Genomic DNA, 20,925 nt, shown 5'->3' on the forward strand with positions numbered 1-20,925 from the left:
CTTACTTCTTGCCGCTCCACTCCGCGATCAGCTTCTCGGTGGGCGCCGTGTCGACGGGGTTCTTGCTGGCCTTGCCGAGCTTCACCGCCTTGTTCGCCGTCGCGACCGCGTCCTTCTTCTTGCCTTCCTTGGCCTGGATCTTCGCCAGCAGGCTCAGGTTCTGGAAGTTCTCCTGGATCGATACGGATTTCTGAGCCCACCCCTTGGCCTCGGCCTGATTGTTCAGGTTGTTATCGAAGCTGAAGCTGGCCGCACGGAACGGCGTCCGCCAGTCGTCGGCCTTGAGCTTCGACATCTCATCGCGCGCCGAGGCCAGGACCAGGTTGCTCATGTCGGTTTCGACCGTGATCGGCACCGCGATCTTTTCCCAGCGCAGCACCAGCTTGCCGGCGGAAGGAGACTGAGGCAGCGCTGCGGGGGAGAGCTCCTCGAAGTCGAGCTCCATCCACTCGCGGTACTCGGCGGCGACCGGCTGAGCCTTCACTCGGAGCTGGTCCTGCTTCTCGTCGTAGTCGAAGGCGCCCCACAGATCCTTCTGCTTGCTGAACACGATCGTCCACTCGGTGGCATCGGGAATGGTGAAGAAGCTGTAGGTGCCGGCCGGCAGGCTCTGTCCGTTGATCTTGATGTCGTGGGAGGTGGTGAAGGTGGTGGCCTCGTTGGCGCCGGTGCGCCACGGCTTGCCCATGGGCACCAGCTCGCCCCACACCGTGCGGTTGCGCACGCCGGGACGCGAATAGACCAGCGTGATGTCGGTGACGCCGAGCGTCTGGGTCAGACTGACCTTGGGACTGACACGCGGCGTGACGAGCTCGCCGAAGGCGACTCCTGTCACGAGGCTCACGGCGGCCAGCGCGGCCGTCGTGACGAGGATGCGGGAGGACTTCATGGGGCGCTCCTTGTGGACGGAAGGGATGGACTCGAGTGGGGCGGGCAGGACTCCCCGCGCACGAGGAGGCTAGCAGAGACTCCATCCGAGAAGGCAATGCAAGATGATGACGAGATGTGGCGAAATTGTGGCGAAGGTCTCATCCATCCTTCACACCTGATCCGCGCTCGATCGCGTCCGGGGCGCTCCATCCGATGCCGGCTGATGCTCGGGCCGCAGCAGGTCGAAGATCGTCTTGACCGGAGCGAACGTCGCGAGCGGGACTTCGAGGAAGAGGGTGTTCCAATGGGCCATCGCGCCGTTCCACAGCCCGGGCCGCTCGAGAGCCAGCAGCTCGCGCCCTCCCTCGCTCTTCCGCGTCACGATCACCGCTTCGGGGTCGACGAAGGGGCGCAGGTCCCGCGGGCGCCCGTGCCGGTCCCGGAGTGCGACGGCCATGAACACCGGATTGAAGTGGGTCGCGCCTGCCAAAATCGATCGCTGCTCGGCGCCGACCTGGGCCTGCTCGACGATCTGGAGGCTCACGCTGCCGTCCGCCCCGCGCGTCCAGAAGGGGCCACCGCCGGGCTCGCCGGCGTTGGGCACCATGCCGCAAACGCGGATCGGGCGGTCGAGCAGCGCGCGCGCCCGGCTCTTCGCGTCCTCCCCTTCGGTCGGCGAGGGACTCCGGCGAAACGTCGTGGCGGCAAACGCCACGGCGGCTTCGACGGCGCCTTCGTCGTCGGAATCATCGAGGCGCCGCAGATGCTCGTGCGTCCGGCGCTCGACCTCGGCGAGGCGTCCCAGCATTCGAGGCACCCATTGATGCACCGCCTCACGGGCAGCCGGAACATTGTCGACATTGCGCACGAACAGCAGGTCGCCACGCGTGCCTTCGAGATTGGGCAGCAACGCCCCGTGCCCGCCCGGACGGAACACCAGCCTTCCGGCGGTGTCGCGAAACGGGGCGCCTTCGGGCGTGGCCGCCACGCACTGTGACTCGGGGCCCTGGGTCGAGACGCTCACTTCGAACGATGCGCCGACCCCCGCGGACATCGTGGCCGCGCGCTCGCGAATGAAATCCGTGATCCTTTGCTCGTGCTCGGGAGCGGTCGTGAAGTGGACGCGGGCGACGCCTCGTCCGTCGGCCATCATCGCCGCCGCATCGAACAAGTGCTCCTCGAGGGCGGTCCGGGGTCCTTCGGGTGCCTTATGGAAGAGCACCATGCCCTTCGGCGCGTTGGCGTATCCCAGGCCATCGTCTTCCAGCAGCGCTTCGAGGATCGGCCGCGCCCGGCCCGCGGCGCGCAGCCGCTCGGCCGAGAGCCCGCGGCGCTGGAGCTCGCTGGCCAGAGCGTCGTGGAAGGCGAATCGCGGCAGCTCGTCGAGCAGCCGCCTCGTCGTCTCGGTCTCGATCTCGATGCCCTGATCGAGCGTCGCGATGAGGTCCTGGAACATGCGGGTCGCGGCGCCCGAGGCCGGAACGAAGCAGCCGCAGCGTCCGGCGGCGATCGCCTCTCGTCCCTGTTGGTCGAGCTCGGCGTCCCGGCCCAAGGAGCGCTCGATGCCATCGCCGATGGTCGCCGCGCGCAGCAGATGCACGCGCCCCGAGCCATGTCGGATCCGCTCGAGCTGGTCGACCACGTCCTCGACCCGCACGCCGCGATGGCGCATCGACTCGAGGTCGCGCGGTTCGAACACCGGTGCCGTTCGCATCATGCCGACACTAGGGGGCTTGCGGCCTCGATCGCAAGGAAGGCCGTCCCGCAGGCGTCACACGCTCCGTGCTCGGCCGACGCAAGCTATGGGCAGGAGGTCGCCATGAACAATGCCCGGACGTGGAGTCTCGGGGCCTTCATCGCATTGCTGCCGGTCAGCGTGGAGATCCCTGCGGCCCGCGACAGCGTGAGCCGGAGCGGGGAGACGCGAGTCACGGTCACTCGCGGGATGGGCACCTACGCCATCATCGATCGCGGCTGCGAAGGTCAGGTGCTGCGCACCCATCCCCATGCGTTCGACGAGGTCGGCGGCGAGGTGACCCACCGCTTTGCCAACGGTCTGTCGCTGGGAGTGAGCGGCGGCCGGGTGCATGACCAGGCGGATGAGCACATCACCTTCACGGATGACGGGAGCTACCCGGCACGCGAAACGATGTTCGTGCGGGTCTACGAGCGTGAGAACAAGTACGTGATTCCGCGGATCGGCTGGGAGGGTCGGGGCGGAGGAGTCGGGGTGGGCTGGATCTTCTCGGACGACCCCTATGGGACCGGGTTCTTCCCCACGAACCGCGGGGAGCCGACCTTCCATATCCGGGCCGGGCGCCTGGATGGCCTCCACTTCCGAATCAGCTGGCTCGAGACCGTTCCGCTCTACTCGAGCGGGCGCTTCTTCGACATGGGGGTGGGCGCCCATCCCGGCCGGCTCTGGGACGTCTACGCCGGCATCGTCGGGGGCGGGCCTTACGACGGGCCCGGCTTCACGCTCAAGGTGGAGCGCCGCATTCATGATCACATCACGCTCGCGGGGAACGCGAGGCTGGGGCACTCGGGTGGTGAGCCGCAGAACGGCTTCGCCCTGAGCCTCGGCTATGTCAGCGCACCTCCGGTCGAGCCCCGCCTGGAACCCAGGAAACGAAGGCTGCCCATGGGATCGGCCTGGGGTCTGGCGCCGCGCGAGGTCGAGCCTGACACCTCATCCCGGGCTCCGCTCGACGCGAAACCTCCCGTGCGCGAATGAGCGGCTCGATTCTCCGAGGCAGCCCCGAGACGACCGGGTAGAATCCCGCGCATGCGCGCCAGCGGGAAGGATCCTGCGATCGGTCTCGCCGCCACCGACCTGGCGAACCACCTGGCGTGCCGCCATCTCACGTCGCTCGATCTCGCTGCCGCCCGCGGCCAGATCGAGCCGCCGCGCTGGAAGCGTCCTGGCCTGGATGCGCTGCGCGAGCGTGGCATGGCGCACGAGCGCGCGTATCTGGCGCACCTCGACGGGCAGGGCCTGAGCTGGGCGCGCGCGGGTGAAGTCGACTCGGTCGGCGCCGCGTGGACGCTCGAGGCGATGAAGGCCGGTGTCGACGTGATCGTGCAGGCGCCGCTCGGCGAAGGCCGATTCCGTGGCCGCGCCGACGTGCTGCGCAAAGTCGATCGACCCAGTGCGCTCGGCGCATGGTCCTACGAGCCGGTCGACACCAAGCTGGCTCGCGAGACGCGCGCGGGCACCATCCTGCAGCTCGTGCTCTACGCGGATCTGCTCCAGCCGCTGCAGGGCATTCATCCCGAGCGGCTGCACGTCGTATCGCCTCGCTCGGGATTCGAGCCCGAATCGTTCCGGGTCGAGGACTTCCTGGCCTACTACCGCTGGGTGCGCCGGCGCCTCGAAGCCGCCGTGGATGCGCCGCAGACGGAGGCTTATCCCGAGCCGGTGCCGCACTGCGACCTGTGCCGCTGGTGGCCCCGCTGTGACCGCAAGCGTCACGACGACGATCACCTCTCGATCGTGGCCGGCATCTCCCGTCTGCAGCGGCGCGAGCTGGAGGCCCGCGGCATCTCGACGCTCGAGTCGCTGGCGAGCCTGGCCCTGCCTCTCCCGTGGTCGCCGCGCCGTGGCACCCGCCGCGGTTACGAGCGGGTGCGCGAGCAGGCGCGGGTGCAGCTCGAGGGCCGCCGTGAGGGGCGCCGGCGCTACGAGCTGCTCGATCTCGCCCCCGATCAGGGTCTCGCGCGGCTTCAAGCACCCTCGCCCGGCGATCTCTTCCTCGACCTCGAAGGCGATCCCTACGTCGGCGAGCACGGGATCGAGTACCTGTTCGGCCTCGCCTTCCAGGGATCCCAAGGGGAGCCGGTCTACGTCTGTGAATGGGCGACGAACGCGGACGAGGAGCGCACCGCGTTCGAACGGTTGATCGACACGATCATGATCCACTGGGATCGCGACCCCGACCTCCACGTGTTTCACTACGGCGCCTACGATCCTGCGGCGCTGCGGCGGCTGATGGGCCGTTACGCGCGGCGCGAGCGCGAGGTGGATCGTCTGCTGCGCGCGGGACGCTTCGTCGACCTGCTGCCGATCGTGCGCCAGACGCTGCGCGCCAGCGTGGAGCACTACTCCATCAAGGACCTGGAGCCCTTCTTCGGCTTCTCCCGGACGCTGCCCCTGCGCGAGGCATCGTGGCATCGGTCGGCGATCGAGCATTCGCTCGAGCTCGGAGGCCTAGGCGGGATCGACCCGGATGCCCGTCACGCGGTCGAGGCGTACAACCGCGACGACTGCGTTTCGGCGATGCGGCTGCGTGACTGGCTCGAGGGTCTGCGCAGCGAGCGGATCCGGGGAGGGGCGGAGATCGCGCGGCCCGTCGCGGTGGAGGACGGCGCTCCCAACCCCGATCTGGACGAGCGCGAGCGCCGGACCCAGGCCCTCGCCGCCCGGTTGGCGTCGGGAGTGCCGGCCGATCGTGATGGGCGAACACGTGAGCAGAACGCGCGGTCGTTGCTGGCCGACCTGCTGGAATGGCACCGACGCGAAGAGAAGGCGCCGTGGTGGGAGTACTTCCGGCTGCGCGATCTCACGGACGACGAGCTGATGGACGAGCGGTCGGCCATCGCCGGATTGGAGTTCGTGGGCCCCATCGTGAACGGCGGCCGAAAGCTCGAGCGCTACGCCTTCCCGCCTCAGGAAACGCAGGTGCGAGAGGAAGACGAGCTGCACACCCGCCTCGGCAAGGCCGGTGAGGTCGCCGCCATGCATCTGGAGAAAGGACTGGTCGACATTCTTCGCCCGCGTCGCGCCGAAGGCACCCCGCTGGTCGCGGCCTTCCGCCACAAGATGATCCACAACGGGACCCTGGCCGCGGCGCTGTTTCGCATCGGCCAGTGGGTGGACGAGCATGGAATCGACGCGCCTGGCGCTTACCGCGCCGGACGCGATCTGCTCCTCGGCCTGCCGCCACGGCTGCGCGCGGGTGCGTCGCTCGAGGGGGGAGCCGGGGCGATCGTCGATGCCGCGCGGCGCGTCGGCATGGATCTCGATCAAGGCACCCTGGTGATCCAGGGTCCGCCCGGCGCCGGCAAGACCTACACCTCGGCGCACATGATCTGCGATCTCGTCGCGGCAGGCCGACGGGTCGGCATCAGCGCCCAGAGCCACAAAGTGATTCGCAACCTGCTCCTGGCCGTGCTCGCCGCCGCGGCCAGCAACGGGCAAAGCGTGCCGTGCCTGCAGAAGGTGAGGAAGCCCTCCGACGACGAAGATGTCCCGGAGACCACGGAGAACGAACCGGTCCGCCGCGCCCTCGAGGAAGGGAGCGTGAAGGTGGCGGGGGGCACGGCGTGGATGTGGTCGCGCGAGGAATTTCACGAGGCCGTCGATGTGCTGTTCGTGGACGAGGCGGGCCAGATGTCGCTCGCCAACGCGCTCGCCTGCTCTCAGGGTGCCCGAAGCCTCGTGCTGGTGGGCGATCCGCAGCAGCTCGAGCAGCCGATCCAGGGCAGCCATCCGGAGGGCTCCGGAGTCTCGGCGCTCGAGCACGTACTGGGCGGACACAAGACGCTGCCGGCGGACCGCGGGCTGTTCCTCGACGAGACCTGGCGACTGCATCCCACGATCTGCGCGTTCACCTCGGAGCAGTTCTACGAGGGCCGCCTGCGATCACGGCCTTCGCTCGAGCGCCAGGCGATCGACACGCCGAGGCTCACAGGCGCGGGACTGTGGTTCCTTCCGGTCGAGCATCAGGGCAACACCACCGCCTCGGTCGAGGAGGTCGCCGCGGCCAAGGCGCTCGTCGAAGACCTGCTGAGCGGGTCGAGCACCTGGACCGACGCGGATGGAAGCCGGCCGCTCACGCTCGACGACGTGCTGGTCGTCGCTCCATACAACGCGCAGGTCGCGGATCTGCTGCGCGCCCTGCCGGGGGGCGCGCGGGTCGGGACCGTCGACCGCTTCCAGGGCCAGGAGGCGCCCGTGGTGATCGTCTCGATGGCCACGTCGTCCCCCGAGGACGCGCCGCGCGGCATGGAGTTCCTCTACAGCCTCGACCGGCTCAACGTCGCCACATCCCGCGCCAAGGCGGCCTGCATCCTGATCGCAAGCCCGCGGCTGTTCGAGCCCGATTGCGGGAGCCCGCGCCAGATGCAGCTCGCCAATGCTTTCTGCCGCTACCTCGAGCAGGCCGCGACACTCGCTCTGGAGGTCACCCCTTCAACAGCTTGAGCGCGTGGGTCCATCCCTGACCCAGGAAGCCGGGGATGCACCACAGGATGCACAGCGGCTCGATCGCGCGCGCCGCTTCGGCCATGCCGAGGTCCGAGATCTCCCATCCGAAGTCAGCGAGGATGCGACCGGTCTCTTCCTTGGCGCCCGAATCGTTGCCGCAGATGAACATGGTCGGCGGACCTCCGGGCAGCTTCGGCTCGACCATCAGCGTGTTGCCCACGCATGAGAACGCCTTGACGAAATGAGCGTCCGGGACCCGGCGCTGCAGGCGCTCCATCAGCGAGTCGTCGAGGTTGGTGAAGAACTTCAGCACACCGTGGACCGGCGGCGCATCGGCGATGGGATTGGTGGTGTCGATCACCGTCTTCCCGCGGAGGCTCGCGCTGCACTGCTCGGCCACCGACTCGGCCGCCGCGCCCTTGAGCGCCAGCACCACGATGTCGCCGAAGGCCGACGCCTCCGCGAACGTTCCGGCCGACGCGCGCGCGCCGGCGCTCTGCTGCCACTCCGTGAGCTTGCGTGGATCGCGGCTGCCGCGCATGACGGTGTCGCCGCGCGCGAGAAATCCATTGGCCAGCACCTGGCCGACCTGGCCGGTTCCGAGAACAGCGATCTTCTGAGGCATCGGTCACTCCCTGTGCGTGATGAGCCCATCGGTCGACTCGCGGCGATGCTGTCGCGCGAGGCCGGCGGCGAGCATTCTGGACCCGCCGGGCCCGGATCGCGACAATGCGGCCCGTGACCATTCTCGAGAGACTCTCCGCTCTGGGCCACGAGCAGCTGATCGCGTTTCAGGATCCGCGCTCGGGGCTGCGCGGGTTCCTCGCCATCCACAGCACCCGCCGCGGCCCGGCGCTGGGCGGGGTGCGGCTGCTCCGCTACCCGAGCGAGCGGCGAGCCTTCGAGGACGCGCTGCGACTCTCGCGGGCGATGACGCTCAAGACCGCCCTTGCCGAGCTGCCGGCGGGAGGGGGCAAGGCCGTGATCCTCGACCACCCGCGACTTCAGCGCGCAGCCGCCTTCGAGGCCTTTGGCGGGATCGTCGAAGGACTCGGCGGGCGCTTCCACACCGGCCCCGACGTGGGCATTCGCGCGGCCGATCTGGAGGCGGTCGGGCGCGCGACCTCGCACGTGTCGCGCGAGGGCGATGCCCGGCTCGGTGACATCGGCCAGCACACGGCGATGGGCGTATCGCACGCGCTCCGAGCGTGCTTCGAGCACGCGCACATCGCTCCGCGCGGCGCACGTGTCGTGATCCAGGGCGCGGGCAGCGTGGGCGCGTGGCTCGCCCGTATCCTCGCCGAGGTCGGTTGCAGGATCGCGGTGGCCGACCTGAACGCCGGGCGGGCGCGGCGCGTGGCGCGCGAGGTCGGAGGCGAAGTGCTCTCGGCGGGCCGCGCGCTGACCGCCGCCTGCGACGCGCTGGCGCCCTGCGCGCTGGGCGGTGTGCTGAACGCGCGCACCATTGCCCGGCTGAAGGCCCGGATCGTCTGCGGCGCCGCCAACAACCAGCTGGCCACGCCTGGGGATGCCCTGCGGCTCGCACGCCGCGGCATTCTCTACGCGCCGGATTATCTCGCCAACGCAGGCGGCGTGATCCGCGGCGCCGAATACGAGCTGCTCGGCCGCGCGCAGAGCTGGACGAGCCTCGAGCGCATCCACGGTCGCATGCTCCAGGTGGCGCGCCTGGCGTCGCGTCACGGAGGATCGACCGATGCGGCGGCCGAGTCCCTGGCCCTCGCACGAGTGCGCGCGGCGCGAGTCCGGTGAGCAGCGCCGTGCTGCGATGGACCGCTCGCGGTCTCGAGTGGATCGCGCTCGCATTGTTGCTGGCCTGGCTCGTGTCGTTCGCCGCCCGCCAGCGCACCGCGCAATGGGACACGGGCACCTACCACCTGGCGGCGCGCGCGGCGCTCGCCGGACTCGATCCCTACTCGCTCGAGAATCTGTCCTCGCTCGCCCACGGCAAGCAGGTCTTGTATCCCTTCGTCTATCCGCCGATCGGGCTCATGCCGTTCCTGGTGCTCGCGCAGATGCCGCTCGCCATGGCGCTCTCGGTCTGGGTCAGCTTCAAGGTCCTGCTGCTGATCGGGCTGGTCATCCTCTGGCATCGCGTCGCCTCGGACGTTGGTTGGCTTCCGCTCGCGCTGGTCGGCCTCTTCTCGTTCGGGGGCAGCGCGCTGTGGGACTTGCGCGCCGGCAACGTCGGCATTCTCGAGGCGGCGCTGATCTGGATCGGCCTCTCGGCCTTCGTGGACGGAAGGCGCGGCGCGTTTTCCGCGTGGATCGTGGCGGCGTCGTGCTTCAAGCTGACGCCTGCGTTTCTGCTGCTCCTCCTGCTCGTGCCGACCGCGGATCGAAAGCCGAGCCCAAAGCTGCTGGCGATCAACGCGCTGGCGCTGGCGCTCCTGGTGTGGGGTCCGCTGTGGATCGGCCCGGCGTCGCGCTGGTCGGGATTCCTCGCCAAGCTGGCGGAAGTCTTTCCCGTGGGCGCTTCGAATCCCAGCATGCTGGCGCTCTTCCTGACCTATGCTCGCGGCGCCATGGACTCGGAGCATCTGGCGCTCGGCCTCGCGTTCGGAGGCTGGCTGCTGTTCGTGGCCGCGATGCTCGCGGTCAGCGCCCGCTGGCTGAACGACACGTGGCGCGCGCGTGACGCGCGGCGCTGGGCCTTCACCGCCGTGTGGCTGTACGCGCTGCTCACTCCGCGCCCGATGGCGTACGGATTCGTGCTCGCGGCCGCGGCGCCTCTGGCCCTGGCGCCGCCGCGGCTCGAAGGTCCCGCCGGACGGCTGTTCATTGCCATGATCCTCTCGGTCCTGGGCGTTCCGGTGGCCGCCGGCCGCGCTCCGAGCGAGACGGTCCTTCAGTTCGCGGCGATCCTGCTGCCGCTCGTCTGGTGGCTGGTGGTGGTGCTGCAGCGCGCCGAGCGATCCGTGTCGCCGGTGGAGCAAGCCGCGTGAGCCAGACGGCGTTCGTGGCCCACCGGCCGCTCGAAGGAATCGTCGTTCTCGATCTCTCTCGCGTGCTCGCCGGACCTTACGCCACCATGCTGCTCGGGGATCTCGGCGCCGAGGTGTGGAAGGTCGAGCGCCCGGGCATCGGCGACGAGACGCGCGCCTGGGGCCCGCCGTTCGTCGGCAACCAGAGCGCGTATTACCTGAGCGTCAACCGCAACAAGCGCTCGGCCGAGCTCGACTTCAGGAATCCGCGCGATCTGGAGGCGGTGAAGCGCGCGGCGATGGCCGCCGACGTGGTGGTCGAGAACTATCTTCCGGGCACGCTCGTTCCCTTCGGGCTGGATGCGGGTTCGCTCCGAAAGGCCAAGCCCGAGCTCGTGGTGTGCTCGATCACCGGCTTCGGCCAGGACGGGCCGTATGCCGAGCTGCCGGGCTACGACGCGGTGCTCCAGGGATTCATCGGCCTGCAGAGCATCACCGGCCAGGAGGAAGGTCCGCCGACCAAGGTGGGCGTGGCGCTGGTCGACGTGCTGTCCGGCGCGCACGCCGCCGCGGCGATTCTCGGCTCCTTGGTCGGGCAGGCGCGCGGGCGCGGAGGCGCGCACATCGACCTGGCGCTCTTCGAAGTCGGCGTGCACGCCATGGTCAACGTCTCCCAGGGCGTGCTCACGACCGGCAAGCCGGCGCGCCGCCATGGCAACGCTCATCCCCACATCGTCCCGTACCAGACCTTCGAAGCGGCGGACGGCCTGATGGTGCTCGCCGTGGGGAACGACGAGCAGTGGCGCCGTGTCTGCCAGGCGCTCGGCGATCCCGAGCGAGGGGACGATCCACGCTTCGCGAAGAACCCGGCGCGCGTGCTCCACAAGTCCGACGTGGTGGCCTGGCTGGCGTCGCGCTTCGCCGAAGCGCCGCGCGCGCACTGGCTGGAGCGATTCCGCGCCGCGCGCGTCCCCGCCGGCGCCGTGCGCGAAGTGCACGAGGTGGTCCGTGATCCGGCGCTGGAAGCGCGGGGCATGATCGCGCCCCGGATCAAAGTCGCGGGCGGGGAGACCGACCTGTTCCAGATGCCCTGGCGGATCGACGAGGTGAGGCCTCCGTTGCGTCTTCCGCCGCCGGCGCTCGGCGAGCACACCGCGGAGTTCTGGAAAAGGTTCGTGCCGTGATCATCCCGCCACGCGAGGGGCGGGATAGACCTGCCCTCGCTGCTCCCAGTCGAGGCGCTCGAAACGTCCGTCGGGCCCCGCGACGAAGTGCACCTTGCCGTAGTCTCGAGGCGAGAAGAACCCGCCGCCTTCCATCGGCATGAGCACCCACTGGTTCGCCCAGAGCACGCCGCGGTGCGCGCGGATCACGAGCTTGGTGTGGTTGCCGAGCTCGTAGGTGGCTTCGTACTTCCTGAGATCGGACTCCGACGGAGGCTGCGCGCTGAGCGCCGGAAGCGCGGGCGCCGGGACGGCCTCGCCCGCCGCGAGCTTCGGAAGCGCGCGGCGAATCAGGTCCGGCGCGCCGGTCTGGAGATTGCCCACGAAGATCACCTCGAGCCCCGAGACGCTGTCGTAGTCACAGAACGACCGGTACCCGCCGGCGATCCCGTTGAAGTCGATCCGGCCATCGCGGAGGTAGGAATATCGCGGGCCAGGGCCGAGCTTTCCGCTCACGATCCCTTGCACGAAACGATGGAGATCGCGCGCCGTGGACCAAACCGATCCCGCGCCCACGATCGCCGAGAAGTCCTGGTATTCCGCGTTCTCCAGACCACCTGGGCCGGGCGTGACGGCGCGGGCCCGTCCCGGCAGCAAAGCGCGGCTGTCATGGTCGCTCGAATGCGTCATGCCGAGCGGCTCGAAGATGCGTTTGGCCAGCAGCTCGGCGTAGCTCTGGCCCGTCACCCGCTCGAGAATGCGGGTCAGCACGGAGAAGCCGCCCGAGCTGTACCCGCCGCGCGCATCGGGCTCGTGATCGAGGGGCAGCGTCTTGGCGCGCTCCACGACCTGAACGGTGGTCACGGGACGCGTCGACTCGCTGTCCGGCCAGAGCTCATGGCGTATCCCCGAGCGGTGGCGCATCAGGTGCCCGAAGGTGATGCGATGGCCCTTGGGAAAGTCCGGAAACCAGCGCGCGATCGAGTCGGTCATCCTCAGCTTCTTCTCGGAGAGGAGCTGGATGGCGAGCGTTCCCGTCATCGGCTTGGTCACCGAAGCGATGTTGAATCGGGTTTCCGCCGTGACCGGCGCCTTCAGCTCCCAGTGGGCGTAACCGTAGAAGCGCTCGACCACGATCTGGCCGTGGCGGGCCACCAGGAGCTGGCCCGAGAGCTGGCGGCCTGCGTCCAACGGCTTGGCGTAATCGTCGATCGCCTTGGCGAGACGGCTGTCCGGCTTCCAATTCGAGGAGGATGCCGGCGCGAAGGCGAGCACCAGCAGGACCATGGTCAGGAGCTTCAGTAGGGCCATCGCATCTCCAGGGAAAACCCGCGAGCGAGAGGACCCTAATCGCGCCTTCCCCGGCGTTCTTGCACGATCCGAGCGTGTTGTCCCGGGCCGTGCCTACCGTCGCCGGCCGAGCTCTCGCCGGTAGAGTGCGGGTGGCACGCCGAGATGGCGGTGGAACACGCGGGTGAAGTGCGACTGGCTCGAGAATCCCGCCGCCAGCGCGATCTCGACGATCGAGTCTTCGGTCGTCTCCAGCGCGAGCCGCGCGCGCTCGATGCGCAGCCGCCGCTGATAGCCTCCGGGCGAAATGCCGAGGTGGCGGCGAAAGGTGCGGGTGAGATGAGCTTCGTGCACACCCGCGACCGCCGACAAATCGCGGAGCGTCACCCGGCCGTCGAGGTGCGCGTGCAGATAGTCGCGTGCCGTCGAGAGCCAGCGTGGGGCCCGCCGGCCGCCCTGAGTGCGGCGTCGCATGCAGGCGGCCACGAGCTCGAGGCACAGGCCCTCGATCGCCAGATCGGAGGCGCTGTCGGTGGCGGCGAGCTCGGCGTTGCAGCGGCGCGCGAGATCGGCGAGAACGGGATCGTCCAGGTCCGCCGGCCGGGGTGGCTGTGCGTCGAGCGAAAGTCCCACACGGCCGCTCGGGCCGAAGCTGAGCGACGTCATCCCGCTCGGACCCACGACGACGGCGTGAGGTTCGCAGGACGGATGGAAGTGCAGGGATCCCGCCTCGTAGTCCCGACGACCCCATCGTCCAGTCTCACGCTGTGAGCCCTGCACGAGGAACGAGAGATAAGGAGCGCCGTGCTCGTGCGACGGCGTCATCAGGTGTGGCCGGTAGGTCGAGCGCCGCAGCAGGAATCGGCCGACGCGCCGAGTCGCGAGCACCTTGCCGAAGCGTTCTCCCGCCGATTCGATCCTCATGGAACTCATGACAGGCTCTCCGAGTGGGGTCGGGTTTCCGTGACTCCAGTGGTTGGACCCGCAAGCCGGATGAAGGGTTGGAGCGACGTGCTCCCGGAGGGCCGCGTCATACCGGCGACGCGGGAACGGGTCCCACGATCGACTGCAGGGTCTCGGGCCCGACCGGCTTGGTGACGTGCCGATCGAAACCGGCCTCCATGGCACGCCGGCGGTCCTCGTCCCGGCCCATCCCGGTGAGCGCGATCAAGGTCAGCGCCTTGCCGTTCTGCTGCTGGCGGAGACGGCGGGCGACTTCGTAGCCGTCCATGCCCGGCAGACCGATGTCGAGGAAGACGACCTCGGGGCGATTCTCGGCGGCGGAGACGAGCGCGGTCGGCCCGTCGTGGGCGACGTCGACGTGATGACCCCACATGCGCAGCAGGATCGCCATGCTCTCGGCCGAATCCTCGTTGTCGTCCACCACCAGGATGCGCCGCCGCGGGGAGGGGTCCGGAGGCAGAGCGGGCTTGGCCGGAGGAGGAGGCGCAGGGACCGAGGGTAGGCGAACCGTGAACGTGCTTCCGCGCCCGAGACCTGGGCTCTCGACCGTGGTGCGACCGCCATGCAGCTCGACCAGCCGGCTCACCAGCGTGAGCCCGATGCCGAGTCCACCCTGCGCGCGAGTGCGTGAATGGTCGCCCTGGATGAAGGGCTCGAACACGAGCGGCAGCATCGCCGGAGAGATCCCGATGCCGTTGTCGGTCACCCGCAGCACCGCCTGCCCGTCCTTGCTCTCGACCTCGAGCACGATGCGCCCTCCGTCGGGCGTGTACTTGATCGCGTTCTGGAGCAGGTTCGAGGTGATCTGGGCGAGCCTCGTGGGGTCCGCGTGGACCCATGCCGGCCGCGAAGGCTTCACCACCTCGAGCTGATGGCGGTGAGCGGTCACCACCGGCTCGAGATCATGCGCGGTCTCGAACGCGACGCTCGCGAGGTCGGTGGGCTCACGGCGCAGCGGAATCTTGCCCTGGTTGATCCGCGAGACGTCGAGCAGATCGTCGACCAGACGCGACATGCTGCGCACCTGCCGCATCATCATGGCGTGGGTGTCGCGGATGTCTTCCGGCACCTCGCCCTTGCGCGCTTCCAGGACGTTCAGCGCGTTGCTGAGCGGCGCCAGTGGGTTCCGGAGCTCGTGGCCCAGGACGCCGAGGAACTCGTCCTTCCGCTGATGAGCGTCGGCCAGCTCGCGCATGCGCTCGCGCAGGTCCAGGTCGGCGCGCACGATGCTCTGTCCGGTGGGAACCGCGGTGGCGACCCCGATGATGATTCCGGCCACCAGCAGCACGATCACAGCGATCAGGCTGGTGCGAATGGCGAGCCGCGCCGATTGCTGCGCGTCGCGCAGGTCGTCGCGCGCCAGGCTGCGGATGCCCTCGCCCACCAGACGCTCGAGCAAGACGCCGGCTGCGGTGAAGCGCGCGTAGATCTGGCGGTTCTCGTCGGTGACCGACATGATGTTGCGCGCCTCTGCGACGTAGTGCTCGAAGGCCGACTCGACGCGGGAGAGACGTCTGCGCTCGTCCTCGTTCAGACCAGTCTGACGGAGATCCGTGGCCGTGACTTCGAAGTGGCTCTCGTGAAACGAGACGCGGACGCGATGACGAGACTCGCGGGTCGTCATGAATTGTCCCAGCGCCGCGCCCACGCCCGCGATATCCGCTTCCATCCGGCTCATATCGGTGATGCGGCGCGGTCCCTCGCGGCCGCGCGTGTCCAGATGGATGCGGAGGCCGGGATCCATCAGCTCGCGCAGCTCGTCGCTGCGCTTTGCAAAGGCCGCCGCGTGCTCCCGCTGCTGATCGCTCACAGCCATCAGCGAGTCCCCCTGACGGCGGAATGTCGCGTAGCCGGTCTCGATGCGACGTCCCAGCTCGCGCGACGTCAGCGAGCGGGCGACCTGGTCGAAGTACTGCTTGTGGCGCCCGAACTCCGACATCAGGACACCCACCCGCGCCCTCTCCTCGAGATCCCCGGTGTCGCTGTAGTGAAGCACGGCCGACCGGGTGGTGATGACGTTGACCGCCATCTCGTAAGTGGCTGCAGTGGCAGGCTCTTGCACCGCCATGATGGTCGTCAGGGCGCGCTCGATCAGGGCCAGACGATGGGCCACGAAGACCCCGGTCCCGACCAGCAGAGCGATCAGCAAACCGAAGCCGAGCCAAAGCTTTCCCGCGGTAGTCATCGGGAGGCAAGTATACGCCCGGCCTGCAGGCTCGCCATGGGGGCCTTGCCTCGGCCCCCTCCGACCTTCATCCTGAAGTCATGAGCCGCAACGAAGATCTGGACCTCCACTACCTCCGCGCCCTGAGGCTTCTGAACGCGAGCCTCAATCACGGCTTGAACAATCATCTGGCCAGCCTGAACTTCCAGCTCGACATCAGTTCCGAGGTCCTGCGACGGGCCTCTCCGGGCGACGGCGAGGCGTGGGAAAAACTCAAGATCCGCTCGGCCAAGGCAAACGAGGCCATGAGGTCGCTCAAGGCGTTCTTCGACCACGTTCTCGCCACCACGCGTCCTTCCGAAAAGGCCGAAGCGAGCCTGGACCTTCGCGGCGTGATCCGGAACGTCGAGGCGCTGCTCTCCCCGTTCCACAAAGACCGTAACACCGAGCTCCTGATCACGCTGCCCGATCAGCCTCTGATGCTCGAAGGAACCCGTGATGTGATCCAGCGAGTGCTTCTGGTAACCTTGCTCGAAGCGAGCCTCGCCCTGAAGAAAGAGGAAAGACTCGAGCTGCGTCTCGACGTCGACGGCACCCTGGAAATCGAAGGCCCGCTCGTCCACCAGTGGCTCCCCGCGGTGGCCGACATCATCGAGAACATCGGCGGCGGTTTCGATGCGAGCCCTACCGGCTCGGTCGTTGCTTTACGCATACCTATCCAGACCAGTACTCGTTAGGAGAAGCGATACGTGCCCCGTGCTTTGATCGTGGACGACGATCCGAACATCCGTGAGGCGCTGGCCGAAGTCGTCGGTCTCGAAGGATTCGAAACCGCCACCGCGGCCTCGCTTTCCGAGGCCCGGCAGCGCCTGGCCAAGACACCCCCCGACCTCGTGCTGGCGGACCTGATGCTGCCCGACGGCAAAGGCCTCGACCTGCTCGAAGCCGTCGAGGAAGGGCCGCGCCCGCAGGTGGTTCTGATCACCGGAAATGCCACCGTGGAGACGGCGGTGGAAGCGCTGCGCACCGGCGCGCGCGACTACCTCACCAAGCCGGTCGACGTGCCGAGGCTCAAAGCCATCCTCACCAACATCTCCCGCACCCTGGCGCTCCAGGAGGAGATCGGGACGCTGCGCGGGCAGCTGCGACAGCTCGGCCGTTTCGGCCCGATGATCGGCAATTCCCCGGCGATCCAGCGGGTCTACGACCTGGTCGCCAAGGTGGCGCCGACCGAGGCGGGAGTGCTGGTGGTCGGCGAGAGCGGCACCGGCAAGGAGCTGGTCGCGCAGACCCTTCATGAGCTTGGACCTCGCCGCAAGGGCCCGTTCCTTCCGGTCAACTGCGGGGCCGTCCCTTCGAATCTGATCGAGAGCGAGCTGTTCGGCCACGAGCGCGGCAGCTTCACGGGAGCGACTCAGCAGCACCGTGGGTTCTTCGAGCGGGCCTCGAACGGGACCTTGTTCCTGGACGAGATCACCGAGATGCCGCCGGATCTGCAGACCAAGCTGCTGCGCGTGCTCGAGACCGGCTTGGTGAGCCGCATCGGTGGCGAGCAGCCCATCCAGGTCAACGTGCGGCTCGTCGCCGCCACCAACCGCTCGCCGCAGGATGCGGTGCGCGACGGCAAGCTCCGCGAGGATCTCTTCTACCGGCTCAACGTCTTTCCCATCGTCCTGCCGCCGCTCCGCGAGCGCGGCCGCGACGTCGAGCTGCTGGCCGAGCACTTCCTCGAGCGCCTCAACCAGGCCGAAGGCACGAACAAGACCCTCAGCGCCGAGGCGCGCGAGGCGCTGCGCCGCCACTCGTGGCCGGGTAACGTGCGAGAGCTCAAGAACGCCGTCCAGCGCGCGTTCATCCTCTCGGAGAACGCGGTGGCCTCCGAGCTGTTCGGGGTCGATACCTTGTCGACGCCGAGCGCCGGGAGCACGCGGAACACCGGCGGGCTGGGCGCCATCTCGGTGGGGCTCCCGCTCGACGAGGTCGAGCGAATCATGATCCAGGCGACCCTCGAACAATGCGGCGGGGACAAGCGGCGCACTGCAGACGTGCTCGGGATCAGCCTGAAGACGCTCTACAACCGGCTCAATCTCTACGCCAACCGCACGGTGACCTCACCCCCCGAGTAGCTTCACGGTTCCGTGTAGGGCCTACACGGCGGCGGGTCTTCTTTACAAGCCCGGGACTCTGTCCCGGGCCTTTTCATTGGGTTTTCGGCCGGTTCGCCGCTGGCATGGACACTGCGGATGCCCCTCCGGACCGGGTCGCCACCGTTTCGTGCCGACCCCTCGATCACGGAAGCAAGAGAACTCTCTCGAGGAGACGACATGAAGATCGATCGCTGCGTGTGGCTCGTCTTGCTCGGAACCAGTCTGATCCTCCTCGGTGGTTGCCGCTCCGACCAGCCGGTGGCCGCGAAGATCTCCGGTTCGACCATCTTTGGCACGAGGATCAAGGTCCCGATGGGCACGCAGCTCGACGTGCGTCTCGCTTCGTCGCTGTCCTCCAAGACCGCCAGCGTGGGCGATGTGTGGACCGGCACGCTGGTCAAGCCGGTGATCGAGCAGGGCCGTGAGGTCCTGCCGGCGGGCAGCCGAGTCGAAGGAACGATCGTGAGCGCCGAGCCTGCACAGCGCGGAAGCCGCGCGCGGCTCGAGCTCGGAGTCCGGGCGGTGAGACTGGAAGACCGCAAGATCGCCCTGCGCGCCGAGGCCGACCCGGTCATTGCCGGCTCGACTCGGGCGCGGAACATCGGCGCCATCGCGGGAGGCGCCGCGGTCGGGGCATTGCTGGGCAAGGCGCTCGGCGGAGACGGTGACGACGCCGCCAAAGGCGCGCTCGTCGGTGGCGCGGTGGCCACCGGTGCCGTGGCGGCGTCGAGAGGTTATCAGGTCGAGCTTCGGCACGGCACGACCATGACGTTCCTGGTGAGCAGGGAGATCGCCGTGCTGGTGAATTAGCAGAGTCGACCAACGAGCTGAGCCAATGTCGCGCGGTCGCCGGATGGATTCCGCACTTCGACCGCGCAAAACAGGGCGCCGGTACCGACGAATTTCCCTCGGCGCGTGGGGGAGAAACGAGGATCGGCGCCTTGAACTTTTTCCGGCACGGCGGCGCGGTGTAGGCTGCGCGGCCATGGCGTCCAGGCGGCACCCCTCGCTCGGTCGGTCCGTGTTCGCTGCCGCGGCGCTCCTCGCCTTGAGCGCTCCCTGGGTGCTGGCGGCCGCACTCTCGCCCGCCATCCTCGAGCGCGCGCGAACGGTGCGCGATCGCGCGCTGGACGACGACACCGCGTACGAGTGCCTGCGCTCGCTGACCACCGAGGTGGGTCCTCGGCTTGCCGGCTCACCCGCGGACGCGCGCGCGGTCGCGTGGGCCGTCGCCAAGCTCAAGTCGCTGGGCTTCCAGAACGTTCGCGCCGAGCCCGTGCGCGTGCCGCGCTGGATCCGTGGCGAGGCCAGAGCCGAGATCGTGTCACCGTGGCCCCAGAGCCTGACCGTCGCAGCACTCGGGGGATCGGTCGCCACGCCCCCGGAAGGAGTCGAGGCCGAAGTCGTCACGGTCGGCTCGCTCGAGGAGCTGGCCAAGATGCCGCGCGATCGGATCGCCGGCAGGATCGTGTTCTTCAACCGCCGCATGGAGCGCACCCATGACATCGCCGGATACCGGGCCGCGGTTCCCATCCGTAGCCGGGGGCCCAGCGAAGCCGCCAAGCTCGGCGCCGTCGCCGCGTTGATTCGCAGCGTCGGCACATCGAACGCGCGATTCCCGCACACCGGCGGCACACGAAACGACCCCAAGGGTCCCCGGATCGCCGGGCTTGCGCTCTCCAATCCCGATGCCGATCTGCTCGAGCGTCAGATCGCCTCGGGCCAGCCGGTGCGCATGCGCGTCTTCAATACCTCGGTGATGGCCGAGTCGACGATGTCGGCCAACGTGATCGGTGAGTTCCCGGGAAGGAAGTGGCGCAAGGAGATCGTGCTCCTCGCCGCTCATCTCGACTCGTGGGATCTCGGCACCGGCGCTCACGATGACGGCGCCGGCGTGGCGATCGTGACGGCCGCCGCGCGACTGGTGGCGCAGATGAAGCCGGCGCGCACGCTGCGCGTCGTTCTCTACGCCAACGAGGAGAACGGCACCTCGGGCGCCAGGGCCTACGCCCGTGATCACCGCGCGGAGATCGATCAGCACGTGCTCGGCCTGGAGTCCGACCTCGGCGCCTTCCGCGTGCTGTCGCTGCACAGCAAGGTGCCGCTCGAGCGGCTTCAGGTGGCCCGCGAGTTCCATGCCGCGCTCGAGCCCATGGGCATCGTGTGGGGAGGCAACGAGGCGAGCGCCGGCGCGGACATCGACACGCTGGGCGGGCTGGGCATGCCGTTGATGGCGCTCGAGACGGACGCGGCGCCGTATTTCGACCTTCACCACAACGCCAACGACACCTTCGACAAGGTGGATCCGGCGCTGCTGCGACAGAACGTGGCCGCCTACGCCATGGTCGCGCTGATGGCCGCCGAGGTCGAAGGCGGATTGGGCCGGCTTCCGAAGCCACAGGCTACCGGCAGCACCCCGGTGGAGCCGATCGCGAAGCCTGGAGGCGCGGGCACCAAGCCCTAGCGCACGCCCGCGGCCGATGGACGTCTGGAAGGAAGCCACCTGGAGCCAGAGCGCTTGTCGGGCCTTACGGGGCGAATGCCGTGTTCACGGGTCGCGTGAAGGTCTTTCTTGGCCCGAATGAAGAGAGCGCGAGCCGAACCCTTTCCTCGAGCGGTGCGGACGGAATGCTGGTGCATTTCTCGGCCGCCAGGCGGGCATCCCTGGCCGGGATTCGAAGGGCTCGCAGGTAAGGGATGACCTCTTCGACGGCTTGCACGGCAAGAGCCTTGGCCGAGTCTGGCGCCTTGGCATTCTCATCCGCGACAGCCTGCTTCCGTGTTGCGGCTGCGGCCCGAGCCTCTTCACGTTTCCCTCTCATCCAGTCAGCGCCGAACGCGCATTCGGCGGCATAGAGGTTGTGCGCCCGGCAACGTAGCCGGATCCCACTCACCGTGGACTGTCCCCCGCGAGCGACAGGAACAACGTGGTCGAATTCGAGTCTGCTCCGTTCCCCGCAACGATGGCCATCCGAGCTGATGAACGTGCATCGACCACCATCTCTCCTCCAGACGGCACGCTTCACATGACGTGGGATGTAGCGCGGGTTGCCATTTGCGGCCGGCTGCATCCGGCGCGGTCGGTCCGTGGCGGCGAACTTCTGCTTCTCGAGCTGCTTTACCGCGATCTCGAGCACGCGCTCGAACACGGCTGACAGGTCGCCGCTCGGGATCTGGTGGC

General features: G+C 68.6%; 16 protein-coding genes. 9 read left to right on the forward strand and 7 right to left on the reverse strand.

Annotated elements, in window-relative coordinates; all coding sequences use genetic code 11:
- Position 1: 1 nt before the first annotated feature.
- Positions 2 to 889, reverse strand: coding sequence for a DUF2911 domain-containing protein (locus tag VFQ05_07950; protein HET9326688.1), 888 nt, complete (start codon positions 887 to 889; stop codon positions 2 to 4).
- A gap of 150 nt (positions 890 to 1,039) precedes the next feature.
- Positions 1,040 to 2,587 (reverse strand): DUF4301 family protein, encoded by a 1,548-nt coding sequence (locus VFQ05_07955; GenBank protein HET9326689.1) that lies wholly within the window; start codon positions 2,585 to 2,587, stop codon positions 1,040 to 1,042.
- Positions 2,588 to 2,689: 102 nt separating this feature from the next.
- Here VFQ05_07955 and VFQ05_07960 point away from each other — a divergent pair, with 102 nt between their 5' ends.
- Both VFQ05_07960 and VFQ05_07965 read left to right on the forward strand, forming a co-directional pair.
- Positions 2,690 to 3,604 (forward strand): hypothetical protein, encoded by a 915-nt coding sequence (locus VFQ05_07960; protein HET9326690.1) that lies wholly within the window; start codon positions 2,690 to 2,692, stop codon positions 3,602 to 3,604.
- Between the two features lie 51 nt (positions 3,605 to 3,655).
- Positions 3,656 to 7,072 carry a TM0106 family RecB-like putative nuclease gene (locus tag VFQ05_07965; GenBank protein HET9326691.1) on the forward strand — a complete coding sequence of 1,139 codons (3,417 nt, stop codon included), beginning with the start codon at positions 3,656 to 3,658 and terminating at the stop codon, positions 7,070 to 7,072.
- Here the strand turns inward: VFQ05_07965 and VFQ05_07970 are convergent.
- A complete protein-coding gene (locus tag VFQ05_07970; GenBank protein ID HET9326692.1) occupies positions 7,053 to 7,700 on the reverse strand; it encodes an NAD(P)-binding domain-containing protein in 648 nt (215 codons plus the stop codon). The genes VFQ05_07965 and VFQ05_07970 overlap by 20 nt on opposite strands.
- Positions 7,701 to 7,804: 104 nt before the next feature.
- Between VFQ05_07970 and VFQ05_07975 the strand changes: the two genes are divergently transcribed.
- Genes VFQ05_07975 through VFQ05_07985 form a run of 3 tightly spaced genes read left to right on the forward strand, consistent with a single transcriptional unit; the run spans position 7,805 to position 11,201 of the window.
- Positions 7,805 to 8,845: a Glu/Leu/Phe/Val dehydrogenase dimerization domain-containing protein gene (locus VFQ05_07975; protein ID HET9326693.1), complete on the forward strand. Its 1,041-nt coding sequence runs from the start codon at positions 7,805 to 7,807 to the stop codon at positions 8,843 to 8,845.
- Positions 8,846 to 8,853: 8 nt separating this feature from the next.
- Positions 8,854 to 10,038 (forward strand): glycosyltransferase 87 family protein, encoded by a 1,185-nt coding sequence (locus VFQ05_07980; GenBank protein HET9326694.1) that lies wholly within the window; start codon positions 8,854 to 8,856, stop codon positions 10,036 to 10,038.
- Complete coding sequence (locus VFQ05_07985) at positions 10,035 to 11,201, forward strand: CoA transferase (GenBank protein HET9326695.1); 1,167 nt, start codon at positions 10,035 to 10,037, stop codon at positions 11,199 to 11,201. The genes VFQ05_07980 and VFQ05_07985 overlap by 4 nt, the downstream gene beginning before the upstream one ends.
- On the opposite strand, the gene VFQ05_07990 is transcribed toward VFQ05_07985, so the two are convergent.
- The 3 genes from VFQ05_07990 to VFQ05_08000 all read right to left on the reverse strand — a co-directional run bounded on the left by VFQ05_07990 (position 11,202) and on the right by VFQ05_08000 (position 15,618).
- Entirely contained in the window at positions 11,202 to 12,491 is a 1,290-nt protein-coding gene (locus tag VFQ05_07990; protein HET9326696.1) for a serine hydrolase domain-containing protein, read from the reverse strand. It lies immediately after the preceding gene.
- Positions 12,492 to 12,584: 93 nt separating this feature from the next.
- A complete protein-coding gene (locus tag VFQ05_07995) occupies positions 12,585 to 13,403 on the reverse strand; it encodes an AraC family transcriptional regulator (protein HET9326697.1) in 819 nt (272 codons plus the stop codon).
- Between the two features lie 97 nt (positions 13,404 to 13,500).
- Entirely contained in the window at positions 13,501 to 15,618 is a 2,118-nt protein-coding gene (locus VFQ05_08000; protein ID HET9326698.1) for an ATP-binding protein, read from the reverse strand.
- Between the two features lie 80 nt (positions 15,619 to 15,698).
- Here VFQ05_08000 and VFQ05_08005 point away from each other — a divergent pair, with 80 nt between their 5' ends.
- The 4 genes from VFQ05_08005 to VFQ05_08020 all read left to right on the forward strand — a co-directional run bounded on the left by VFQ05_08005 (position 15,699) and on the right by VFQ05_08020 (position 20,208).
- Positions 15,699 to 16,334 (forward strand): hypothetical protein, encoded by a 636-nt coding sequence (locus tag VFQ05_08005; protein ID HET9326699.1) that lies wholly within the window; start codon positions 15,699 to 15,701, stop codon positions 16,332 to 16,334.
- A gap of 12 nt (positions 16,335 to 16,346) precedes the next feature.
- Positions 16,347 to 17,723, forward strand: coding sequence for a sigma-54 dependent transcriptional regulator (locus VFQ05_08010; GenBank protein ID HET9326700.1), 1,377 nt, complete (start codon positions 16,347 to 16,349; stop codon positions 17,721 to 17,723).
- A 198-nt stretch (positions 17,724 to 17,921) separates the two neighbouring features.
- Positions 17,922 to 18,554, forward strand: coding sequence for a hypothetical protein (locus VFQ05_08015; GenBank protein ID HET9326701.1), 633 nt, complete (start codon positions 17,922 to 17,924; stop codon positions 18,552 to 18,554).
- Between the two features lie 175 nt (positions 18,555 to 18,729).
- Positions 18,730 to 20,208: a M28 family peptidase gene (locus tag VFQ05_08020; GenBank protein ID HET9326702.1), complete on the forward strand. Its 1,479-nt coding sequence runs from the start codon at positions 18,730 to 18,732 to the stop codon at positions 20,206 to 20,208.
- A gap of 64 nt (positions 20,209 to 20,272) precedes the next feature.
- Here VFQ05_08020 and VFQ05_08025 read toward each other — a convergent pair.
- Positions 20,273 to 20,925: hypothetical protein (locus VFQ05_08025; protein ID HET9326703.1), on the reverse strand; the 653-nt coding region annotated here is incomplete at its 5' end.

This window comes from Candidatus Eisenbacteria bacterium, assembly GCA_035712145.1.
Taxonomy (GTDB): Bacteria; Eisenbacteria; RBG-16-71-46; order RBG-16-71-46; family RBG-16-71-46; genus DASTBI01.